Here is a 22,225-nt window from a genome sequence, read left to right on the forward strand (position 1 = left end):
ATCACGGCGGCGCCCGGAGAGCCGGGAAAGGGGCGGGGAGCCAGGACGCGGAGGTCGCAGGGCGGGTCGGGTCAGATCTCGGGCAGCCCCGGGTCCTCGTCGATGGCCCGTAGCACCCGACGAGCCGCATCGGCGACCTCGGGCTGCACAGAGGCGGCCAGGCCCTCGATCACCCGACGGCCGGCGAGGACCGCCGCCCGCGCGGCGACCTCCCATCCCGGCTGCTCCTGGAAGTTCTTTCGCTTCGGCCCGCCGGCCGCGACCGCCGACGAATGCCATGTCCGAGTGCGGTAGATCTTCTCCAGCAGTTCCAGCAGTTGCGGCTTGCACGGCACATGAGGAGCCTCGGCCAGTTCCAGGAGAAAGGGAACGGTCGGGGCCGTGGCCTCACCGACGACGAATCCCAAGGCGCAGATGCAGTCACCAAGGTCGTCGATGGCGAGCCGGGCGACGTCTTCGCCACCCCACGCGATGCGGGAGAGCAACGGAGGGATGTCCCTGGCGGGGGCCTGCGCACCCCGCAGGTCCCCCCAGCGCACCCCGGGAACGCCCTTCAGCAGGCTTCCCATGACCAACACTCCTATCAACCGATGTCGAAGTACGTGTCCCTGATACCGAGCCGGGACATGACCTGCTGGCAAGAATCGCACCCGGGCAGAAGTTCCCTGTTGCGGGCGTGGTTGAAGGGCTTGTGCACCATGGCGAGGCTCCGACTTCCACGGATCGTGTCACCTGCCTCGAGTGCCTGCGTGATGCAGCCGATCTCGGCGCAGCCGGCGTGGTGATCCGTCTGGTTCACCACCCTGCGCAGCACGAGAGGCAGGTTCGCCTTGTCGTGGTCGGACCGGTTCCGGCTGAGGTCGAAATACGTGTTGCCTTCCGGCGTCCAGAGCACACTGGCCGCGCCCTCGTTCTTGCCGGGTCCGAGCCGTCGCAGGTCCGTGTAGGCCCGCAGCGGGCAGAAGAGAGGATTCTTCCGAGCGCTCTCGTTGTGGACGAGCAGCGTCGTCGCACCGGTCTGGACGTAGTACGTGTGCGCCGTGTCGACCGTCAGGTTGTAGACCGCTGCCTGCTGCGTCCAGGCGCTGACCGCGTCGACCTGGACCCAGGTACCGGAGCCGGTCTGGAGCCACTGGCCGGGCTTGAGTTCGCCGGCCTTCAGCCACTTCTTCAGGTCCGGCACCCAGAAGGGGTGGCCGTCGGTCGCGGTGATCGTGTCGGTGGCGTCGCCCTTGTCACCGTCCGTGTCGATAGTGAGCTTGACGAGGTGCTTCTCGCCCTTGCCCTCGATCGTGTCGGTGACCTTCTGCTTGGACGTCCTGCCGGTCGTCGGGTCGGTGGCGAGGACCTCGTCGCCCTCCTCGACCTTCTCGATCGGTTTGCGACTGCCGTCGGCCATCACGACTTCGGTACCGGGTACGAAGCTGTTGGCGCTGGCGAGAGAGGCCACGTCCCGGGCGGTGGAGACGCACTCCCCCACCGACTCGGCCTCTTCGAGGACCTTCTTGCCCTTCTTCGCCGCCTTCGCGATCTCGTCCGCGTACTTCGCCGCCTTCGCCGCCATCCGGCCGGCCTTCGCCGCCCGGACCGCCGCCGCGCCGGCGCCGCCGAGGACGATGCCACCCACCGTCGCCGCCGCCCAGGCGCAGGACTCCATGTCGCCCGTGGTGACGCAGTTCTTGATGTCGTTGAAGCCGGTGACGTCACCGACGACGTTGCCGACCGTCTTGACGTCGTCCCAGACCTCGCCCCAGTCGACCGCGTCCGAGACGGTCTCCACGACGCTGCCGGCCTGCTTGACGACCTCGTCGCGGATGGCGTCCGCGGCCCTGGCGGCATCGGCGACCACCTGGACGGCCGCGCCGACGACGATCGCCGGAAGGTTCGGGTCGGCCGTGACGATCGCCCTGCCGACGGCGATCAGCGGCTTGGTGGCCGCGAGGACCGCCGGGATCGGGTTGTGCTGCGCCGCGAACGAGGCCGCCTGTCTGGCCTTCTTCGTGACGTAGACCTTGGCCTGGTAAGCCGCTCTGGCGGCCTGTCTCGCCTTCTCGCGGGCCCATTCGGTGACGCCCGTCTTCTGACCGGCCCACTTGACGGCGTTGACGGTGGCGTCGACGACCGTCTTCAGACCCGACTTCCGGTAGACCCAGTTGGCGGCCTTGCCGACGTAGCTCAGAGCCAGCTTGAACGCTGCCCCCGGGTTGTTCCACGCCCACTGCACACCGTGCCAGACCGACTGGGCGGTCTTGGAGACATAGCTCATGCCCTGGTGGAGCTTCTTGCCCGTCCAGCTCACGGCCTTCTTGCACCAGCCGCAGCTCGGCCAGTGGCCGTCCGGGTCGGTGTAGTCCAGCGGGGCGCCGGCGCCGTAGGTGTAGCGGTTGGCCAGGATCGAGGCGCCGGAGCTGTAGATGTACGAGTCCTGGGAGTCGAAGGTGCCGGTCCCCGGGTCGTACCAGCGGGACTGCATGTCGACCTGGTCGGTGTCCGGGTCGGTCCAGTCGCCCTGGTAACCCACGTTGCCGTGCATGTCGGCCGTGCCGAGCACCTTGCCGAACGGGTCGAAGGCCGTCGACTCGTCCAGGGCGGAGGCCGCGCCGTTCGCCGCGGACATGCTGCCGACGACGTCGCCGTGCTTGTCCTCCAGCGTCAGCTGGGCCGCGCCGCCGTTCCCGGCGATCGACAGGAGCTCGTCCGCCGCGCCGCGGCCGTATGTGGAGTTCTGGTCCTTGACCGGGTCAGGTGCGAAGCCCGCGTAGGAGAAGTCCGCGCCGTTGCGGTCCGCTATGCGGTCCAGCGAGTCGTACGTGTACTGCGTTGCGGACTCGCCCGCCTTCACCAGCCGGTCGAAGGCGTCGAAGGTGAAGTCCTCCTTCAGACCGGAACTGGTGCGCGACGCGAGCGTTCCGCGTGACGTGTAGTCGTAGGTGTAGTCGCCGTCGGACAGTAGCCGGTTGCGCTCGTCGAAGGTGGCGGTCTTGCTGCCGTTCTTCACCCGGTTGCCGCTGTCGTCCCAGCCGTACGCCGTCGTCGTGCCGTCGGCCGTCCAGGAGGTGAGGCGGCCGGCTTGGTCGTAACCGTAGGTGTTGGTCCCGGCCTTGGCGGTGCCGACCGTGGTCTTGGAGGCCAGCCGGTCGTCGGTGTCGTAGCCGTAGTCGGTCGAGGCCATGGTCTGGCCGGCGCTGTTCTTCAGCGTGTCGGTGTCGAGCCGGCCGAGGTCGTCGTAGGTGAAGCCGCGGGACTGGCCCGCGCCGTAGTCGACCTTCTTGATCGCTCCCGCGCCGTCGTAGGTGTAGCTCTGCCGCACACCGGTCAGCGGGTCGGTCGCCGAGGTCAGCTGCTGCCTGGCGTAGCTGAAGCCGGCGGTGCCGGCCGCGTCGGTGCGGCTGGTGAGCAGGCCGTCGCTGTCGTAGGTGTACGTCGCGTCGCCGGACGGGCCGGTCGCCTTCAGCAGTGAGCCCCGGTCGTCGTACTCGTAGGTGTCGTCGCCCTTCGGGGAGGAGGCCCCGACCAGCCGGCCCGCCGGGTCGTACCGGAACCGCTTCTCGGGGGTCGTCACAGCGGCGCCCGTACCGGTCTCACGGATTCGCTGCCCGGCCTTGTCGTACTCGCGCTCGTGCACCACGTTGCCCGGCGCGGTGAGCTTCACGGGCTCGCCGTCGGCGTCGTACGCGGTCGTCCAGGTACGGGCTGCCGCGGACGGGTCGCGGGCGGTAACCGGCTCGATCACCGACTCGGCGAGGCCGAGCGTGTTGACGGTGTAGATCGTCGAGTTCCCGCGGCCGTCCGTGTAGCGGGTGCGGTTGCCGAGCGCGTCGTAGCCGAAGGACGTGGTGATGGACTTGGTGTCCGAGACCGGCTCGGTCTGGCTGGTCAGCCGGTTGAGGGCGTCGTACGCGTACGTCGTCGTACGGTTCAGCGGGTTGGTCGACGTGACCAGGTTGCCCGCCTTGTCATAGGTGTAACTGACCTTGCGCAGCTGGCTGTTGAACGGGTCCAAGTCCTGGTCCTGGACGAGCTGGCCGAGCTGGTCGTAGACCTTCGCCGAGGCGCGGCCCATACCGTCGGTGCGGCGCACCTCGCGGCCCGAGGCGTCGTAGCCAAGCTGGGTGATGACGCCGCTCGGCTCCTGCAGCCTGGTCAGCTGGCTGAGGCTGTCGTACGTGAACTGGCCGGCGGCCCCGCTCGGCGAGGTCTGCTTCACCACGTTGCCCGCGTCGTCGTACTCGTTGCGGGTGGTGAAGGCGCCCGGCCGCGGCTTGCGCTCGATCTGGGTGGTGGTGACCGGACGGTCCAGATCGTCGTAGGTCGTCTCGGCGCGGGCGCCGTTCGGGTCCGTGACGGACAGCACCTCGCCCGTACGGGTGTACGTGTACTTCCACTGGCCCCGCTCGTCGCCCGTGCCGACGGGCACGTCCTTCACGGTGAGCCGGTTCTGGCGGTCGTACTGGAACTTCGTCACGCGGCCGAGCGGGTCGGTGCTCTCGGTGACGTTGCCGAGCGCGTCGTACTTGTTGGTGACCGTCGGGGCGACGGTCTCGGTGGAGCCCGGCGCCGTGTAGGAGGGCGCGGTCCCCGTGACCGCGCGGCCCAGTCGGTCGTAGGCGGTCCGGTTGACGTTCCCCAGCGCGTCGACCGACTCCGTGACCGCACCGAAGGTGTCGTAACCGGTGAAGGTGGTCGGCCGGGTGGTGGCGGGCGTGCTGCCGCCGGACTCGGTCCGGACGGCGGGCGCGGTGACGGATACCGCCTGGCCCAGCTCGTCGTATCCGTACTCGGTCTTGTTGCCCGCCGGGTCCGTCTTGGAGGTGGTGAGCCCCCGGTCGTCGTAGGTGTAGCCGGTGGTGCGCGAGTCGGTGCCGTTCTCGACCGTCTCGGTCAGGACGTTGCCAGAGTCGTCGTACTCGTAGCGGACGGAGTCGCCGCTGACGCTCACCGGCCAGGGGACGTTGGAGGGGGAACCGCTGGAGGCCGTCGTCAGCACGTTGCCGGCGAGGTCGTAGGTGTACGTCGTGCGCCGCGCGAGTCCGTCGGGGTCCATGACCTCGGACTTCACCCGGCCGACCGGGTCGTACGTGTACGCGGTGACGAGCTTGCCGTTGCCGCTCGTCTCGGTCAGGACATTGCCGGCGCCGTCGTAGGTGTTGGACTCCACGACGATGTCGCGCTTGGTGCCGTCGGGGTTGTGGAAGTCCTTGAGTGTGATCGACTTGACCAGGTCGTCCCCGTAGTACTGGTACATCAGCGAGCGGCCCATCGAGTCCGTGTGCCGGACCAGCCGGCCGCCCATGTCGTAGGCGTACGACTGCAGGACGGTGTAGCTGTCGTCGCCGCCGTCGTCGTCCCAGTCGCGCAGCCGGGTCTCGGCCATCATGTTGCGCGCGGTGTAGACGTAGTCGAACTGGTTGCCGCCCGCGTCCACCATCGACGTCTTGTTGCCGAAGACGTCGTAGGCGTACGAGGTCTCGTCGCCCTCGGCGTCGGTGACCCGCTCCGGGCGGCCGTGGTCGTCGAGGTCGAAGGTCATCACGCGCGTGGCGTCGCCGCCCAGCAGGTCGCTGATCTCGGTGCGCACCACGTTGCCGTCGGCGTCGTAGTCCGTGGTGGTCCGCTGCTGGTGCTTGCCGGAGGTGACGGCGTTGGTCGCCGCCGGGTCGGTGAGGGTGTGGACCCGGGAGAGCTTGTCGTAGGTGAAGGTGGACGTCGTGCCGGCCGGCTGGGCGTCCGTGACGACGGTCTCGGCGATCTTGCGGCCCAGCGCGTCGTACGTGTACTTGGTGACGCCGCCGGACGGATCGGTCACCCAGGCCAGGTCGCCGTTCTTGTAGTACTGGTAGCGGGTGATCTTGCCGCGCGGGTCGGCGGAGGTCAGCGGGAGGCCGGTGGGAGTGTTGCCGCCGCCGATGGCCGGCTCGGCGCCGGTCGTGTAGGTGTTCCTGGCCGTGCCGCTGTCGGGCGCCGTCTGGGTGAGCAGCGCGCCACTGGTGTTGTACGTGTACTTGGTGAGGAAGCGGTCGTCGGTGGGGCCGGTCGAACGGCCGTCGCGGGTCTCGGACGGCTGGTCGCCCCGCAGGTCGAAGTCGCCGGCCGGCGCCGGGTAGGTGGTGTACGAGGTCTGGCAGTCGCCGGCCGAACGGCAGGTCGTCCGGCTGGTCACGTTGCCGCGGTCGTCGTAGCCGAGGGTGACCTTCTCACCGTTCTCGCTGGTGATCCCGGTCTGGAAGCCGTTGTCGTCGTAGGTGAAGGAGCGGATGGCGACACCGTCGACCGGGTACCTGATGAAGTCCGGCCCGTCGCCACCGTGACCGGGCGGGTTGGTGCAGAAGGCCGGGTCGCCCGGGTCGGGCTGGGTGCAGACCTGGCCGGGGTCGGTCGGCGACGGGGACGGGGCCGCGGTGACGGACTCCCGGGCGCCCAGCGCCATCGGCTCGCCGTAGCGCAGCTGCCGCGACGACAGCCCGTCGTACTCGTAGAAGTACGGGGCGTCCATCGGGTCGCGCACCTCGACGGTGCGGCGCAGGTCCTTGTCGTTGCCGAAGACCGCGGGTGTGCCGATCTCCCAGGTGCCGCCGTTGCGGTCGGTGTACTCCTGGACGCGGTCGCGGGTGGTGTCGTACTGGACCTCGGAGGCGATGCGGCCGCTGGGCAGTGTCGTCCTCGTCAGGACGTCGGCGGTGCGGCCGCCCTCGCGGTAGTGGGCGGCGACGGCCGCCGTTCCCAGCGGGTGGTGGTAGACGGCGACGTCGTCGATGGTGCCCGCGAAGGACTTGGCGGCGGTGGAGCCCCAGCCCGGCCAGGAGGCGGGGCCGGTGGCGTAGGCGGCGCCGATCTGGTTGAAGGTGAGGTTGGTCTGCAGCGGCTGCTTGCCCGTGAGGGTCCCGGAGAGCTTGCCGTCCAGATAGAGGCTCTGGGCGGAGCCGGACATCGACAGCACCGCGTGGTGCCACTGGCCGTCGTTGACGTTCTTGGTGATGTCGGTGATCGGCCCGGCCGTGCCGGTCCAGAACTGGCCGCGGAGCTTGCCGTCGGTGCCCACGTAAAGCATCGGGACACCGGTGCCGGGTGTGGTGCCCCAGGCCTTGTCCTGGTAGCCGGCGAGCGGGCCGCCGACGCCGCCGGCGATCGTCTTGAACCACACCTCCACCGCTTCGTCACGGCTCTTCTTCAGTGTGCCGGCGGGCAGGTCGACGCGTGAGGTGGCGCCGTCGAAGGACGCGGCGGTGCCGGGGTCGCCGGTGATCGCGCCGGCGGCCTTCACGGTGACGTTCTGGTAGGTTCCGCGGTCCTTGCCGAGGTTGGCCTCGTTGGCGCTGTTGGCCGCGGTGCCCTCCTCCTCGCCCAGGCGCCAGTAGGACTCGGGGCGGGAGTCGAGCACGGTGGTGGCGTAGTGGCTGCCGCTGCCGTAGGCGTACTGGGTGCAGCCGTTCAGCGGGTCGCAGACCTTGTCCAGCAGATCGCCGGTGTAGCCGTACGTCCAGGCCAGCGGGGCGCCGTCGACCGCGGTCGTCTGGACCTTGGTGACATGCGCGCCGGTCCAGGTGAAGGTCAGTGAGCGGGAGGTGCGGTTGTTCGTCGCGGTCGCGAGCTTGCCCGCGCTGTAGGTGTAGGTGACCGAGTTGGAGTACGCGTCGGTGATCCTGGCCAGGAGACCGGTCGTGCTGAAGTCGTACGTCGTACCCGACTTGTCCTGCAGCGTGTAGGTGCCGGCCGTGGAGTCGAAGGTCAGCTTGGCGAAGCGGCCGGGCGGTGGGGCGTACGTCCCGTCCGCGTTCTTGCCGAAGCGGACGTCCTGCCCGTCGGGGTAGCGGATGACGACGTTGCCGCTGCCATCGTCGTCCGGCGTGAGCCGCATGTCGAAGCGGGTCGTCCAGCCTGCGCCGAAGGCGAGGTCACGCCGAGGATCGAGGCTGTTGTACGTGCGGATCACCGTCAGGTCGGGACCGACGCCGGCGAGGGACGCGTCGGTCGCGCTGGAGGTGAAGTTGCCGACGTTGGGGTCGAACTCCTTGCCCTGCGCACCGGAGAGCCGCGAGGTGATCTCGGGCTGCGGAACGGTGGCGACCAGCGCCACTTGCTGGGTGGGCACCTCGTTGGACGCGTCCTTGACGAAGCCACGCCACAGATAGGTCTTGCCCCACTTCAGCCGGCCGGAGGGCACCGGGTACGCAGAGCTCGCCTGATAGGCGGAGGTGGTGCAGGCGGTCGGCTTGCCGGCCTTGTCGGACTCGCAGATCTCGAACTTGTACTGGAGCGTGGAGCCGGGGGGCGCGTCGATGTCGGTGCCGGCCGCCCACAGTTGCGGGGTCAGGGTCTGGGCCTGGTAGCCGTTGGGCGGGGACTGCTCCTTGACCACCGGCGCGATGTCGAAGACCTGGAGGGTCAGGCGGCCCGGCGGCACCTGCTCGTCCGTGAAGACCTTGCCGCCCTGGCGCACCATCGTGAAGTCGAGCATGTAGACGCCCGGCGGGAGTGCCTTGATGGTAGCGTCGACCGTCGCCTTGGCACCGTGGGCCACGTTGCCGGTGAGGCTGCCCGCACGCTGCTGCGTGACCAGTTTGCCCTTCTTGTCGTAGGCGCGGTAGGCGAGGTAGTAGGTGGACGGCGTCCAGGTGTCGGCGCCCTTGTTGGTGACAGCGACCTTGACCTTCCCGGCCTGGTTCTGCAGCACCGGCGGGTCGGGGACCGGCTTGGGGAAGCTGTAGGACGCGTTGTACGGGGAGTGCGTGACGTACAGCTTCGGCGGGTTGGCCGTGGCGTGGCCGGTGAACTTCTTGAACGCGAGCGAGTCGGTGGCCGAGGCCCGCAGGGACAGGCCGTAGTTGGCCTGGGTGCCGTTGACCCAGCGCTGCACCAGGTCACGGCCGCCCTTGCCGAGGTCGAAGAGCTCACCGGCGGTGGGGCAGGCGGACTGCGACTGGCCGAAGCCTATGTAGCCGTAGGCGAAGGACTTCGACGCGAGGGCGCCGCCGACCGAGGGGCCGGGGTAGGCGGTGCCGGTGCCGGCGGTCCACGACCCGGTCACGGGGTGGACGGAGACGGAACGCGGCTTGCAGGAGGCCGAGTCGAAGTTCACGACCTGGAGCTGCACACCGAAGATCTGGTGGTACCTGAGCTCCTCGTCGAGGCCGGGGAAGCCGAGGTAGGCGGCGGAGGCGCCGTCCGGGCCCTTGCCGACATGCAGTTCGCTGGAGCCGACGACGGAACCGCCGCTGCGGACCGTCATGGAGGTGGAGGCGGACGTGGTGTCGACGGAGGGGTCGATGCGGACGGGGTAGGCACGGGCCGGGTCGGCGAGCCAGTCCCGGTCGGCGGTCACCTTCAGCGCCTGGCCGCCGTCCTGCCGCTGGACGAGTTCGTATGTCACGGCGTGCGAGACGGCGTGGGCGGTGTCCTCCATGAACCCGGCCGGAATGACGGCGCGGGTGCGGCCCTTGGCGTCGGTCAGCAGAATCGATCCGCCGTCGGCCTGGGCGGTGAGGCCCTCGAGGTGGAGCGGGAAGACGAAGCTGTTCGGGGCGGTGGCGGACTTCAGGACGAGGGTCTCCTTGACCCCGCCCGCCTGCGAGTCGAGCCAGAGGTCGGTCCCGGGGAGCACCTGCTCGTAAGCGACGCGGGCACCGTCCGCGGTGCCCGCCACAGAGGCGGCGCCGCTCAGCCCGTAGCCGAAGGACTCACCGGACGGCAGGGTGACGGAGGCGAGTTCTCCGGCGTCGGCCTGCTCGGCCAAGCGCAGGTCCACGGAGTCGGCGGCGTTCACCCAGCCGCTTCCCTGCTCGACCAGTTCGCTGTCGATGGGCAGCCAGACCCCGTGGTCGTCCCGGTAGTTGATCGGATCGGTGGAGATCTCGCTGGTGCGGGTGCCGTCCTGGTTCGCGTACGTACGGCTGCGGGCGTCCCGCTCCGAGACGATCTCCTTGCTCGTGCTGCGGTCGAAGCCCTTGACCTGCGCGGGGGCCGGCGTGGTGACTTCAACCGCGTTCTTCCGGACCGTGGGCCGGGCGGCGGAGGGACTCTTCAGCGGGTACTTGGCTCGCAGAGACCGCGGCGCGTCGTCGTTGCGCTTACCACCCGCTAAGTGGCTAAGGCCCTCGGCACTGCCCCAGCGCTGGCCGGGGCCCTTGGCGGCGGCCGGCTTCCCCGGGAAGACGGGGATCCCCATCCCTGCGATGGCGAGCGAACCAACGGTGATGACCGCGGTCACGGCGAGTGCGATGGCCTGTCCCCAACGTGAACGCAGGAGTCTTGGCATCAATAACTTGCGCGCGAGTGTCCGGTACGTCGGCACGGCCCCCCCAGGACGAAAAAAGATCAGCTGCGAGCCTGACGGTTCGTCGGAGGCTTTGTCGACTCTTTGCCCAGTCCGTTCACCTGACCGTTATCCCATCGTGATCACCTCCCCTCGGCACCGAACATAGGCTTCCTGACCGCCACTTACGGATCACGCTCACAGGGGGCTTCCGCCGGAAGCCACGAAGCAGGCTGCCCTGGGGCACCTTGTTCGACGGAAGGACACGACGAATCCACATGGCATTAACTCCACACCGCAGAGTCGGCCGACTGGTCTCCGTGACAGCGGCCGCAGCGGCCGCACTGCCGCTGCTCGTCGCCGCGCCGGGCACGGCACGCGCCGCCGATTCGGCGACCTGCCCGGCCAACGGCCGTACCTACGTCACCAACGCGGCCGGTGAGCTCCTGCAGTACACGATGGCCGATCCGCTGGCCGGTTCGCCCTTCTCCTCCTATCAGAAGGTGACCGCGGGCTGGGGGTCGTACGGGAAGGTACTCGCCGGCCCGGCGGGGCAGTTCTACGCGTTCAAGTCGGATGGCACCTACTACGCGCACCGCACGGAATCCGGCACCTGGGACGTGGCCCCCAAGCGCGTCAGCACCGCCCTCGGATGGCTGTCGAACGCGGCAGATCGTGAGCAGGCCACGGTCGACCGGTCCGGCTGGCTGTGGGTCGCGGACAACCTGGGCCAGCTGTACGCCTACCGCTACGACGCCTCGATCGAGGGCCTGCGGTCGCTGAAGGTCCTGGACAGGGGGTGGGACCGCTACAACCTGATCACCGCCGGCGACTCGGGCGTTCTCTACGGTCGGGCGACCGACGGCAGGCTCTACCGTTCCCGTTACGACTTCGCCAGCCAGCGCTGGATCGAGCGCCACGTCCTTGTCGGCTCCGCGGGATGGGGCAACTTCAAGACCATCACCGCCGGCGGCGGCGACACCGTGGTGGCCGTGCAGACGTCTGGCGCCGCAATGTACTACCGCTACGACGAGAACACCGGCACCTGGCCCGTACTGGCGAAGCAAGTGGCGGCCGGCGGCTGGCAGAACTTCCCCAACGTCACGTCCGAGCCGGACAACTGCAACCTTGTCGTGAACCACACGCCGGCGGCGGCGCCGGTGCCCCTGGAGTCGTACACCCCCAACTCCGTCATGCAGGCGTCGGACGGCAAGCTGGAGCTCGCCTACACCGACAACATCGGCCGCCTGGTCCACGGCCGCACCGACCCGGCCGACATCAACGGCGCCCAGTGGACGGTGATCTCCGAGCAGGAGGCCTTCACCGGCCGGCCCTCGCTCGCCGAGCACACCGACGGCCGCGTCGTCGTCACCGCCCACACCACCTCCGCCGGCGTCTGGCAGCGCGACCAGGCCGCCAAGTCCAGTGCCGACTGGGCCGCCTGGAAGGACCTGGCGGGCGCGATGCGGCAGCACGCCCGCACGGCGAAGACACCCTCGGGGCTGCTGGTGCAGTTTGCGGCGGACGCCGACGGTGCGCCCTGGTACCGCCTCGAGAACGTGCCGAACAACACCTTCATGGGCTGGATTCCGCTGTCCGGCACCGGCTTCACCGGCCCCCTCACCGCCGTCACCGTGCGCGACGGCATCCAGCTCTTCGGCAGAAAGGCCGACGGCACCCTCTCCACCGCCCTCTTCAAGGAGGACGGCACGCTCTCGGCATGGGCCGCCATCGGCACCCAGGCCATCACGGGCACCCCGTCGGTCATCATCTACCCCGGCTACCGGATGCGCGTCTTCGCCACGGACACGAGCGGCAACGTGGTCACCACCGCCCAATCCGCAGAGGGCGGAGCCTACGGGACCTGGCAGACCGCCGCCGGCGTCACCGCACAGGGCTCCCCCAGCGCCGTGATCTCCCCGCTGACCGGCCTCACCGAGGTCGTCGTCCGCGGCACCGACGGCTACATCCACAACACCGGCGAGACCACCCAGGGCAGCGGCGCCTGGCGCACCTGGCAACAGGTGAGCTTCGAAACATCGGCCACCGAACCGACCGCCTTCACCTACACCAACCCCACCGGCCCGACCTGGGCCTACACCTTCCGCACCTCCGACAACCAGACCCGCATCTACCAGGTCCAGCAGACCTCTTCGCTCAGCGCGATGCGCGCCGAGGCCGACGCGCCGGACTTCCAGGACAACAAGCTGCCCACCCCGCCGGCCAAGTGACCACACCGTCCGGGGAGGGCGAGAACGAGCAGCCCTCCCCGGACGCCCACCCCCGTTCACACGGCACCCGCCCTACGGCCGTCACAGCGCCATTCGTCGACGGCCACACCGAGGACAGCCGCCCGGCGGGAACGAGGCTGCTCGAAGCACCTCGCGACCGGCTCCCGCCTGCGGGTCAGCCAGGCGGCCGGTACGGCGTTCCCGCCGACGAGTTGGCCCAAGGCCGGGTAATCAAGCTAATTTTCCGTCAACTGAGCATTCTGCATGGCCGGTTGACTCCGCCGTTCACCTTCAAGATCCGCTATTGGAGATCTTTGTTCACCTGGTTGAAACGGCAGCGTTCACCGTCCGACGCTTAACGTCCATGTCATGAACCGGATTTCACCTCGCGCACTGATCTCCGCCACTACTCTGGCCACGGCCCTGGCGACCGCCCTTCCGCTCACCGGCGCGCTGCCGTCCGCTCCCGCGGCGGCTGCCGTGTCGCTGACCTGCGGCTCCAACGCGGCCACATACACCCTTGACTCCGCCGGCAAGCTCAACAGAACCGACATGCCGGACCCGGCGGTCGGCAATGCTCTGCCCGCCGGCAGCACCATCGACACCACCTGGACCGGCTACGGCCATATGCTCGCCGGCCCTGGAGCGACCTTCTACGGGATCAAGTCGGACGGGCTGTATTACAGCCACCGGATCAGCTCCAGCAGCACCTGGGACGTCCACCACCGGAAGATCAGCTCCAGCTTCGCCCAGTTCAGGGCCGCCGGCCGGATCGACGACATCACCATCGACCGCGGCGGCTTCATATGGACGCTCTCCGGCGCCACCAACGACCTGCGCTGGTACCGCTACGACGCGACCGCCGACGAGTTCGTCGAGGGCAGTGGCAAGATCGTCGACATGGGCTGGAACTACGACGCCATCTTCGCGGGCGACCGCGGCGTCATCTACGGCCGCGACGCGACCGACGGCAAGCTCTACCGCTCGCGCTACGACTACACCACCCAGCGCTGGATCGAACGCCACGTGCTGGAGTCCGCCGCCGACTGGAGCGACACCAAGTTCATGCCGTCGTACGGCGGTGAAACGCTGTTCCGCGTCAAGGGCAACGGCGCGGTCGGGTACTACCGCTTCGACGAGGACATCCGCGACTGGCCCGTCTACAACAAGCAGGTCGAGGCGTCCGGCTGGGCCGGCTACGTCTCGGTCTCGGCGGCGCCCGACATCTGCAAGCTCAACGTGAACCACACACCCGCGGCCACGCCGGTGCCCCTGGAGTCGTACACCCCCAACTCCGTCATGCAGGCGTCGGACGGCAAGCTGGAGCTCGCCTACACCGACAACATCGGCCGCCTGGTCCACGGCCGCACCGACCCGGCCGACATCAACGGCGCCCAGTGGACGGTGATCTCCGGCCAGGAGGCCTTCACCGGCCGGCCCTCGCTCTCCGCGCACACCGACGGCCGTGTCGTCGTCACCGCCCACAACACCTCCGGCAGCGTCTGGCAGCGCAATCAGACCGCCGTGAGCAGCGCCGACTGGGGCAACTGGATCGATCTGGCCGGCGCCGTGCAGCAGCACGCCGTCACCGGCAAGACCCCCACCGGTCTCATGACCCAGCTCGCCCTCGACGCGAGCGGCAAGCCCTGGTACCGCATCCAGCAGCGCGCCAACGTCGACTTCATGGGCTGGATTCCGCTGTCCGGCACCGGCTTCACCGGCCCCCTCACCGCCGTCACCGTGCGCGACGGCATCCAGCTCTTCGGCAGAAAGGCCGACGGCACCCTCTCCACCGCCCTCTTCAAGGAGGACGGCACGCTCTCGGCATGGGCCGCCATCGGCACCCAGGCCATCACGGGCACCCCGTCGGTCATCATCTACCCCGGCTACCGGATGCGCGTCTTCGCCACGGACACGAGCGGCAACGTGGTCACCACCGCCCAGTCCGCAGAGGGCGGAGCCTACGGGACCTGGCAGACCGCCGCCGGCGTCACCGCACAGGGCTCCCCCAGCGCCGTGATCTCCCCGCTGACCGGCCTCACCGAGGTCGTCGTCCGCGGCACCGACGGCTACATCCACAACACCGGCGAGACCACCCAGGGCAGCGGCGCCTGGCGCACCTGGCAACAGGTGAGCTTCGAAACATCGGCCACCGAACCGACCGCCTTCACCTACACCAACCCCACCGGCCCGACCTGGGCCTACACCTTCCGCACCTCCGACAACCAGACCCGCATCTACCAGGTCCAGCAGACCTCTTCGCTCAGCGCGATGCGCGCCGAGGCCGACGCGCCGGACTTCCAGGACAACAAGCTGCCCACCCCGCCGGCCAAGTGACCACACCGTAGAGGGGGCCGTGGCGGCCCGCCGGTCGGCACGCCGCCCGCCTCCACCGCCGCCCGTTCTGCCCTGCTTCCTTCCGTCCTGTCGGCACGGGGACGGGGCAGGCAGGGCGGCGGTCTGCAAACGGCCAGGTCCTCACCGCACCAGAAAGGTCTGCGCCGCCGTGTCCCGGCTACGCAACAGGCCCTCGTCGCCGCCCTCGTCGCGCTGCCCCTGATCCTCCTCGGAGCCGTCGCTCCGCCTGCCACCGCCGACGGTCGCTGCCGGCCACGAGGGCTCGCTCTCATCCAACTGCCGTCCCACAGCTTGCGCTCCGGTGTGCCGTCGGCGCGTCCGCCGCTCCGGTGCACCGCCCGGCCGGGTCCTCACCCGAGGTCCTCCAGGAGCAGATCGAGCGCCGCCTCCTCGTGCAGGGCCCGCCAAGCTAAGGAGAGGCCGGACGTTCCGTGCCGGACCACGCGGCGCAGCTCCTGCAACCTCTTCGCGTCGCCCTACTGCCTGCGGGCAGTGGAAACGGAACCTAAGGGGATGGACGCGTGACCGCTCTCAGGCGTCCTCGTCATGAATTCGCGCACCCAGATCCTCCGCCCACTCCAGCGCCCACGCCTTGAGTTCTTCGATCTGCCGGGAGGTGAGCCCGTACGCGGTGTAGTCCTCATCCTCGTACCAGTCCGCGCCGATGAGCCGGTCCCGGAGGTCTTCGAGGCTGAACTCGGCGGGTGCGACGGCGGCCCAGTGATTCGAGGTCGGCGGTGGAGCGGTGACGGGAGGCAGGATGTCGATGAGGTCGCGGACGGTGCCGCGGTCGGCGAGAGCGCGGACCTTGGTGCCGATCACGTCGTCAAGGGAAAGAACGGGGCCGTAGGGGGTCTGGGCGGGCGGAGCCCAGAACGCCTCCTAGAGGACGTCGACCTCGCACTCCTCGCCGGTGTCCGGATCGGTGACGAGGAACCGACCGCTGAGCGAATCGGTCTGAACGTGCGTGGTCCGCCATCCGCGCGCACTGAGACCTGCCGTGAGTCAGGCGACGATCACCTGCATCGGAGCGGGATTCTCGGTGGCGACGTCGAGGTCGCGGCTGAAGCGTTCGACCAGGCCGTGGGCCTGCACGGCGTACCCGCCGGTGAGGACCAGGGGTAAGGGGAGCCGACGTCGAGGATGTCGGTGAGGAGACGCTCGTGGAGCGGAGTGAGCTTCACGCGGCGGTCGTGTCGGCCGGAGAGGTGCGGAGCAGCTCAGGGAAGGCGCCCTCCCAGACCTCGCGGAAGTAGGGACTGATCAAGCGCCGCAGTACGGGCCACTGCTCGGTGAGCAGCCGGTGGTGCAGGAGAGCCACCAGGTCCTCGCGCAGTCCTTCGGCGAGGACGGTCCGGTAGAGCGTCATGCGGGACTTCGGACGGTCCAGGCTGTAGCTCGTCCGCCCGGACCAGACGATGTGTAGCGGCAGGTCCACGCTGCCCTCGACCGGGCCGGCCAGCTCCTGCAAGCGCTCGGGCAGTCGGCTGCGGTAACGGCCCCGCAGCACCTCGGCGCGGGGGGCGGCGATCGTCGGGTCCATACATCCAGTATCGCTACTGGGAGGCGGCGGCATGGTGGATGAGCCCATTCACTCAGGACCCATGTAGCGAATGGGCTGTCGCGTCACGCAGCGAACCTGCCAAGCGGAGCCAGGCACCTGTGTCCAGGTCCCCCGTCATTGCCGCCATCTGGTCAGCAGGTGGGACGCTCCCGCGCCCGATGCTGACCGTTGACTGACCCGGAGGCGACAATCAGGGCTCTGACCTGCGGAAACACCCAAACGCTAGATCTTGGACTTGAACAGAGTACGCAGCACTTTGGACTCCTAGAGACGGCTCCCCGCCAGCTCTCTGCAGGTCAGGGGCGTCATTCACTGTACATTGGCCTGCCTTCGAATCGAAGGCTTGCCACAACATCGAGCGCCGCGGTGAGCAGGTCCCTCATCTGCGCAACTGCGCTGACCAAGCTGCCGCGAAGCCGTCGACCAGGGCCACGTACGAAAGACCGCCCGGTCCCATGCTGATTGCATGCTGACTTACCAGATGGCCTGTCGCCTCGTCCGCGCGTGACCGGCGTTGACAGACACCGAAACACCAGCCGCACCAGCGAGTGCGCGCAAGCGCTGGATACCGTCGAATCCGGGAGCATCCGCTTCGATGCCACCCTGAATTACCTCCTGCGCGCCATGCGGCCACCTGACTGACGGCTCATGGCCACGGCTTCGTACGGCCGGCCGAAGCCTGCCGGGTGTCCGCGCCGGAGTTCACGTGCCGCTCGGTCTCCTGAGGGCCGTGCCAGTCCAGGCACATCACGGTGGCATCGTCTTCGAGCCGGCCGCCTGCAGCCTCACGGACGGCGGACGTCAGCATCAGCGCCGTCTCCCGCGGGTGCAGGTCCCGGGTGTGCTCCAGCAGGGCAGGCAGGTCGACCGTCCCCCCATGACGTTCGAGCATGCCGTCGGTGAGCATGAGCAGACGGTCACCGGGGCGCAGATCGACGTCCTGAACGCGGTAGGGGTGACGCGCGGACACCGACAGCCCGAAGGGTCGGTCCACCAAGCAGGCCATCTCCTCCGCGGTCCCCTCACGCACGCGCAGTGGCCAGGGATGCCCGGCGTTGACCAGCTGGGCCCGCCCGGTGCTGAGGTTGACGCGCAGCAGCTGCCCGGTGGCATGCCCCTGGCCGTGGTCGGCCAGCGCCTGGTCAGCCCGGTGGGCCTGTTCGGCCAGACCGGCTCCCGTGCGACGGGCGCCGCGCAGGGCGGCCACCAGGACCGTGGCAGCCAACGCGGCGTCGATGTCGTGGCCCATGGGGTCGGTCACCGACACGTGCAGAGTGTCGCGGTCCAGGGTGTAGTCGAAGGTGTCGCCGCTGAGGTCTTCGGAGGGCTCCATGCTCCCGCACAGGGTGAACTGCGCAGCCTCGCACGACAGCGACGGGGGCAGCAGCTGGTACTGGATTTCCGCTGCCAGAGTGGGGGGACGGGAGCGTTTGCCCCAGGTGTACAGGTCGGTGAAGCGTCCGTTGGCGATCACTATGTAAGCCAGGGCGTGGGCTGCTTCCTTGACCCCATCGAGGACGTCCTCACCGGCGGCGGCCGGCAGAAGCACTTCCAGCAGCCCGATCGCGTCCCCCCGGTTGGTGACCGGCACGATCACCCGCTGCCCCTGGCTGCTCGCCTCCTGGTACAGCCGCTGGGTGCAGACCACCTGCTCGTAGGCGCTGCCGAACATGGGAATCCGCTCCGCTTCCCGCCCGCCCTCGCCCGCCCCGGCGGTCGACAGCCGCACTACCGTCTTTCCCGTCAGGTCGACGATGAGAAAAGAGACCTTCGTGGCCTCGAAACGCCGCCGTAGGTGCTCGGCGACCACATCGACGGCAGCCACCGGCGCCGCCGTCTCCGCGGCCGTCAGCAACCGGGGAAGTGCACTCTGTCCACTACTCACGGCCGTGGCCCCTTCCACAAGCCCCTCCTACAGCATGGGAACCTCCACGGTGAGCGTCAATCGGTGAGCGGTCACGGCAGGTCAAAACGCCATGTATTTCGCGGAGCTGATTCGGTGAACGTCCGGCGCGGAGATGATGCGCGGCAAGGACGGCGACGCACGGCGCACGGCGCACGGCGCACGGCGCACGGAAGACCAGAGCCTGCCGCTGTCCGTCATGGTCACCCCGGCCGGCGTGACCGACCGCGACGCGGCGAAGGAAGTCCTGTTCTTCGGCCGCGCCCTCAAGATCGTCAGCCCGCAGACACGCGCGCGACCACGAACGGCTCATCCCGCACTCGGCGTCTCTCATCACCTGGGTCGCCATCACGCTCGTGACCGGTCGGAGCTTCGGCGGACACCACGACCGGGCATCCACTCCGACGGGGGCACCGCCTCGACCGCCTTGAAGGCAGCGCCCGGCACATACAACCTACGGGCGCCCGCGGCTCTGGAAGTCATTCCTCGGGCTCGTGGCGTTCCTCGCCGCTCCGAGGGTCCTCCACGGGGACCGTGTATGCCTTGCGGGTGCCGGTGTCGATGAGGATCTGTGCGGCATCGGTGACGTTGCCGGCCCGGACAGCCCTGGCCATCGCGGCACGGGCGGCCTCCACTGTCGCCTGCGGCGGAACCACGAGAAGGGAGAAGTGGTCCTGGTCGCCGCGAGTGATCAGGATGGTGTCGTCACCCACCGGAAAGGAGTCGATACGGACGACCTGGTCGTCGATCACCAGGCGCGGGGGAAGTTCATCCCAAGCGGTGACGTCCAGACCGACGCGCGCGACGGAGCCGAGGTGGACGGTCAGCGCGTGGACGAGGTCGGGCAGCTCGGCACCGATGTCGCGGGAACGCGGCCACCACGCACCGTCGAGGTTGCCTTCCCGGGACCGTGTCGTCTCCAGCCGCAGAAGGACCGTCCCGGGTTTCGCGGCCCGATGGATCGCGTCCGGCAGAAGACGGGGAGCGCGAGGGATGTCGGATTCGGTCATGGCTTGTCCGCCTGTCTGCGGGAAACGGTGCCGCCGCCGAACGCGGGACCTCGTCCTCTCACCGTAAGCCGTGCCCCGCCGCAGCATCTGCGCCGACGGTTCCGGGCCTCGTTGCCGATCGGTGAAATGCCTGCTCACGCACACATCCCGGGACCTCCGCAGCGGCGTAGAGCGAAAGGACCGGGAGTGGCTTTGCTCTCGTTGGGCAGCCACACCCCCGTGCGGCGTCCGAGGGCGTCTTAGGTGAGCGAGGTGAGCAGTCCGGCCGCGTCGGTGACGGCGGTGGGCTGGGCGCGGGCCGGATCCATGGTGCTCTTGGTGACGTGGCAGTCCTTGGAGCTGGTCGTGCTGGTGGTGCAGGTGGCTCCGGGGGTGACCTGGGTGGCGGTGACGACGCTGCTCGGGAGTTCTCCCGTGGCAGGCGTGTAGCCGGTGGTGGTGCTTTGGGACAGGCTGGTGTTGTTGGGGGCGGTGGAGTGTGGCGTGCGGGTGGTCAGTGTGCTGCGGCCGTAGCTGTCATAAGCGGTCGCCGCCACGTCGATGAACGCGGTCGCGGTGGTACCGGTGGCAGCGGACGCCTTCTGGACCAGGGTGGCATCGCCAGTCGTGGGAAGCTTCGGGTTCTGCTGGCCGTCGCCGTCGCAGGCGATGCTGAGTGGATGCTGACTCGTCTGACACATCTGACGCCTCGCCAGGTGAGCTGGGGATCGATGGCACGCGACTCGCCCGGTGCCGATTCGACCCCTGCCCGTGGACGGGTGCGGGCTTGGAGCGGGACCGAGGGGTGGACTCACCTGACATCACCGCCGGCGTATACCGCCGCTCTCGATAGCGTGAGCACCCACGGCATGGAGTCCCCGTGTGTCCGGCTGATCTGACGGCTTCCGACGGAAGGTGCTGAGGCTGCAATGAGTGAACCGACAAAGCCCGAGGTCCGCGTTCCGGCGGGCGACGCTCCTACCGAGCTGACCATCCGGGACCTGGTCGTCGGTGACGGGGTGGAGGTCGGACCGGGCATGGTGGTCAGGGTCCACTACGTCGGGGTGACTCTCGAGTCCGGGAAGGAGTTCGATGCCTCCTGGGATCGGAGCGAGCCGTTCAAATTCGCCCTGGGCAGCGGCAAGGTCATCAAGGGCTGGGACCGGGGAGTGAGAGGGATGAAGGTCGGCGGTCGGCGCGAGATCATCGTTCCTCCGCGGCTCGGATACGGCGATCGGTCGCCCTCACGGTTGATCCCGCCGGGGTCGACCCTGATCTTCGTGGTGGACCTGCTGGACTCGTATTCCCGCGCAACCGGGTGGAGCAACGCCCAGCGGCGGGTCGAACCCTAGCGCTCGGCCAGGGCCTGGCGGGTTCGGATGCCGTTGCTTCGACGGAGAAGGCGCAAGCACCACAGCGCGCTTCGGTGACCCGGCCTCCGCCCTCACCTCCCGGCCCGCCGACCACGGCCGCCGAGGCGCCCAGGTGAGCGAGCAGTGGGCCGGTGACGGAACGAGCGCCCTCGCAGACGAAGTCCATCAGCAGACTGACGCCCCCGAACACCACCACGAACCGCCACGCCGAGAGCCCCCGGGGAGGCGGGTCCGGCGGTTCGGGTGGGGTGCGGGCGGGCTTCATGAACTCCGCCCCAGGGTGTCGCGTGCCTGGCAGGCCGGACATGGCCTCCTGGACATCGGACCACCTCCTGTAGCCGCTCTCCTCTTCACCGGACGAATCCGGCTGGCGCATCCTCTCTCGACACGCTGCGGCAGTCAGGTGGGGAGGCGGGCGCCGGCGGCTCTCCCGCGCCCGCCGGACGTGCGTGGCGCCGTCTGCGCTCAGTCGGCCCGCTCGGTGGCCGGGTCGTACTCGCCCGTCTCCGCAGGCGAGGCAACGGACGGGGCGGGGCTGCGGCGCTCCTGAGCGTGGGCGTATCCCGTCAGACCGACCAGCACGGCCAGCAGCACGGCCGACGAGCCCGCCGTACCGAGGTCGAGACCGCCTTTCGCGACCGGCTTGGTCAGGAAGTCGCCGGCTGTCGCGCCGAGCGGGCGGGTCACCACGAAGGCGAGCCAGAACAGGAGCACGTTCGGCACGGCGGGCACCCGCATCAGGGCCACCAGCACCAGCAGGACGCCGGTCACCAGCGCCGCCCCGCCGGCGTAGCCGAGGCCCGAACTGTCGGACAGGAAGTCGCCCATCGAGGTACCGAGCGTGTTGGAGACGAGGATCGCCGACCAGAACAGCGCCTCCCCGCGGAAGCTGACGATGTCACGGATGACGAACGTCATCCCGGCCAGCTTCCAGGCGGCGAAGATGGCGACCAGGACCGAGATCAGGATCGCCGCGCCCGTCGGGTAGCCCAGACCGAGGCCCTGCGGCCCCCAGCCCAGCGAAGCGGCGCCGCTCGAGAGGTACTTGGCGCTGGCGTCGCGGTTCATGAAGTCGGACATCGTGGTGCCGGCCATGCTGGTCGACAGGATGACCGTCCAGTAGAAGAACGGGTTGTAGCGGCGGGAGCGCAGCTGAACGACCAGGGTCACCACGAAGAGCAGGAACAGGGCGATCGTGGTGAGGAAGTAGCCGAGCTTCAGGGTCTGGGCGAACAGGTCGCCGGCCGTCTCGCCCAGGGTCGTCGCCGCGATCTTCATGATCCAGAAGGCGAGGGTGACCTCGGGCAGTTTCTTCATCACCGACCTGGTCGTGGTCGCGGCCCGTTGCTGCCGGGCGGCAACGGCTAAGTCGGTGAGTACTTCGGGATGCTCCATCGTCGGACACTCCTCTTCGTGGGGGGTGTGCAGGGCGCCTGTCTCCGCGGGGAGGACGGGCACCCCCTGCGACACACGGGCCGACCGCGGAGGCCGGCCGTGGTGTCCGATCTTGTCGGTGATCGCCTGAACGCTTCCTGAACGCATTCCCAGCCGTTCAGGC

11 protein-coding genes are annotated in these 22,225 nt (G+C 69.1%); 3 read left to right on the top strand and 8 right to left on the bottom strand.

The window, feature by feature from the left end; genetic code table 11:
* Window positions 1-71: 71 nt before the first annotated feature.
* On the bottom strand, window positions 72-569 hold the full coding sequence (locus OHS71_RS05815) for a hypothetical protein (protein ID WP_328477483.1): 498 nt from the start codon (window positions 567-569) through the stop codon (window positions 72-74).
* A 14-nt stretch (window positions 570-583) separates the two neighbouring features.
* Window positions 584-10,204: a polymorphic toxin-type HINT domain-containing protein gene (locus OHS71_RS05820; protein ID WP_328477485.1), complete on the bottom strand. Its 9,621-nt coding sequence runs from the start codon at window positions 10,202-10,204 to the stop codon at window positions 584-586.
* 365 nt (window positions 10,205-10,569) lie between these two features.
* Between OHS71_RS05820 and OHS71_RS05825 the strand changes: the two genes are divergently transcribed.
* Together OHS71_RS05825 and OHS71_RS05830 are read left to right on the top strand one after the other, a co-directional pair.
* Window positions 10,570-12,480 (top strand): tachylectin-related carbohydrate-binding protein, encoded by a 1,911-nt coding sequence (locus OHS71_RS05825; RefSeq protein WP_328477487.1) that lies wholly within the window; start codon window positions 10,570-10,572, stop codon window positions 12,478-12,480.
* A gap of 369 nt (window positions 12,481-12,849) precedes the next feature.
* On the top strand, window positions 12,850-14,817 hold the full coding sequence (locus tag OHS71_RS05830) for a tachylectin-related carbohydrate-binding protein (protein ID WP_328477489.1): 1,968 nt from the start codon (window positions 12,850-12,852) through the stop codon (window positions 14,815-14,817).
* 552 nt (window positions 14,818-15,369) lie between these two features.
* On the opposite strand, the gene OHS71_RS05835 is transcribed toward OHS71_RS05830, so the two are convergent.
* From OHS71_RS05835 to OHS71_RS05855, 5 genes are all read right to left on the bottom strand, one after another.
* Window positions 15,370-15,660, bottom strand: a complete 291-nt coding sequence (locus OHS71_RS05835; RefSeq protein ID WP_328477491.1) for a hypothetical protein — start codon at window positions 15,658-15,660, stop codon at window positions 15,370-15,372.
* 358 nt (window positions 15,661-16,018) lie between these two features.
* On the bottom strand, window positions 16,019-16,381 hold the full coding sequence (locus OHS71_RS05840; protein WP_328477493.1) for a hypothetical protein: 363 nt from the start codon (window positions 16,379-16,381) through the stop codon (window positions 16,019-16,021).
* A gap of 667 nt (window positions 16,382-17,048) precedes the next feature.
* The gene (locus OHS71_RS05845) at window positions 17,049-18,287 is read right to left on the bottom strand and encodes a PP2C family protein-serine/threonine phosphatase (protein WP_328477495.1); all 1,239 of its coding nucleotides are present in this window, start codon (window positions 18,285-18,287) and stop codon (window positions 17,049-17,051) included.
* Window positions 18,288-18,784: 497 nt separating this feature from the next.
* On the bottom strand, window positions 18,785-19,315 hold the full coding sequence (locus tag OHS71_RS05850) for a DUF5994 family protein (RefSeq protein ID WP_328477497.1): 531 nt from the start codon (window positions 19,313-19,315) through the stop codon (window positions 18,785-18,787).
* 239 nt (window positions 19,316-19,554) lie between these two features.
* A complete protein-coding gene (locus tag OHS71_RS05855) occupies window positions 19,555-19,995 on the bottom strand; it encodes a hypothetical protein (protein WP_328477499.1) in 441 nt (146 codons plus the stop codon).
* 228 nt (window positions 19,996-20,223) lie between these two features.
* Between OHS71_RS05855 and OHS71_RS05860 the strand changes: the two genes are divergently transcribed.
* Window positions 20,224-20,646, top strand: coding sequence for an FKBP-type peptidyl-prolyl cis-trans isomerase (locus OHS71_RS05860; RefSeq protein WP_328477501.1), 423 nt, complete (start codon window positions 20,224-20,226; stop codon window positions 20,644-20,646).
* A gap of 486 nt (window positions 20,647-21,132) precedes the next feature.
* On the opposite strand, the gene OHS71_RS05865 is transcribed toward OHS71_RS05860, so the two are convergent.
* Window positions 21,133-22,062, bottom strand: coding sequence for a COG4705 family protein (locus tag OHS71_RS05865; RefSeq protein WP_328477503.1), 930 nt, complete (start codon window positions 22,060-22,062; stop codon window positions 21,133-21,135).
* Between the last annotated feature and the right edge of the window lie 163 nt (window positions 22,063-22,225).

It is taken from the genome of Streptomyces sp. NBC_00377 (assembly GCF_036075115.1).
In the GTDB taxonomy this organism is placed as follows: domain Bacteria; phylum Actinomycetota; class Actinomycetes; order Streptomycetales; family Streptomycetaceae; genus Streptomyces.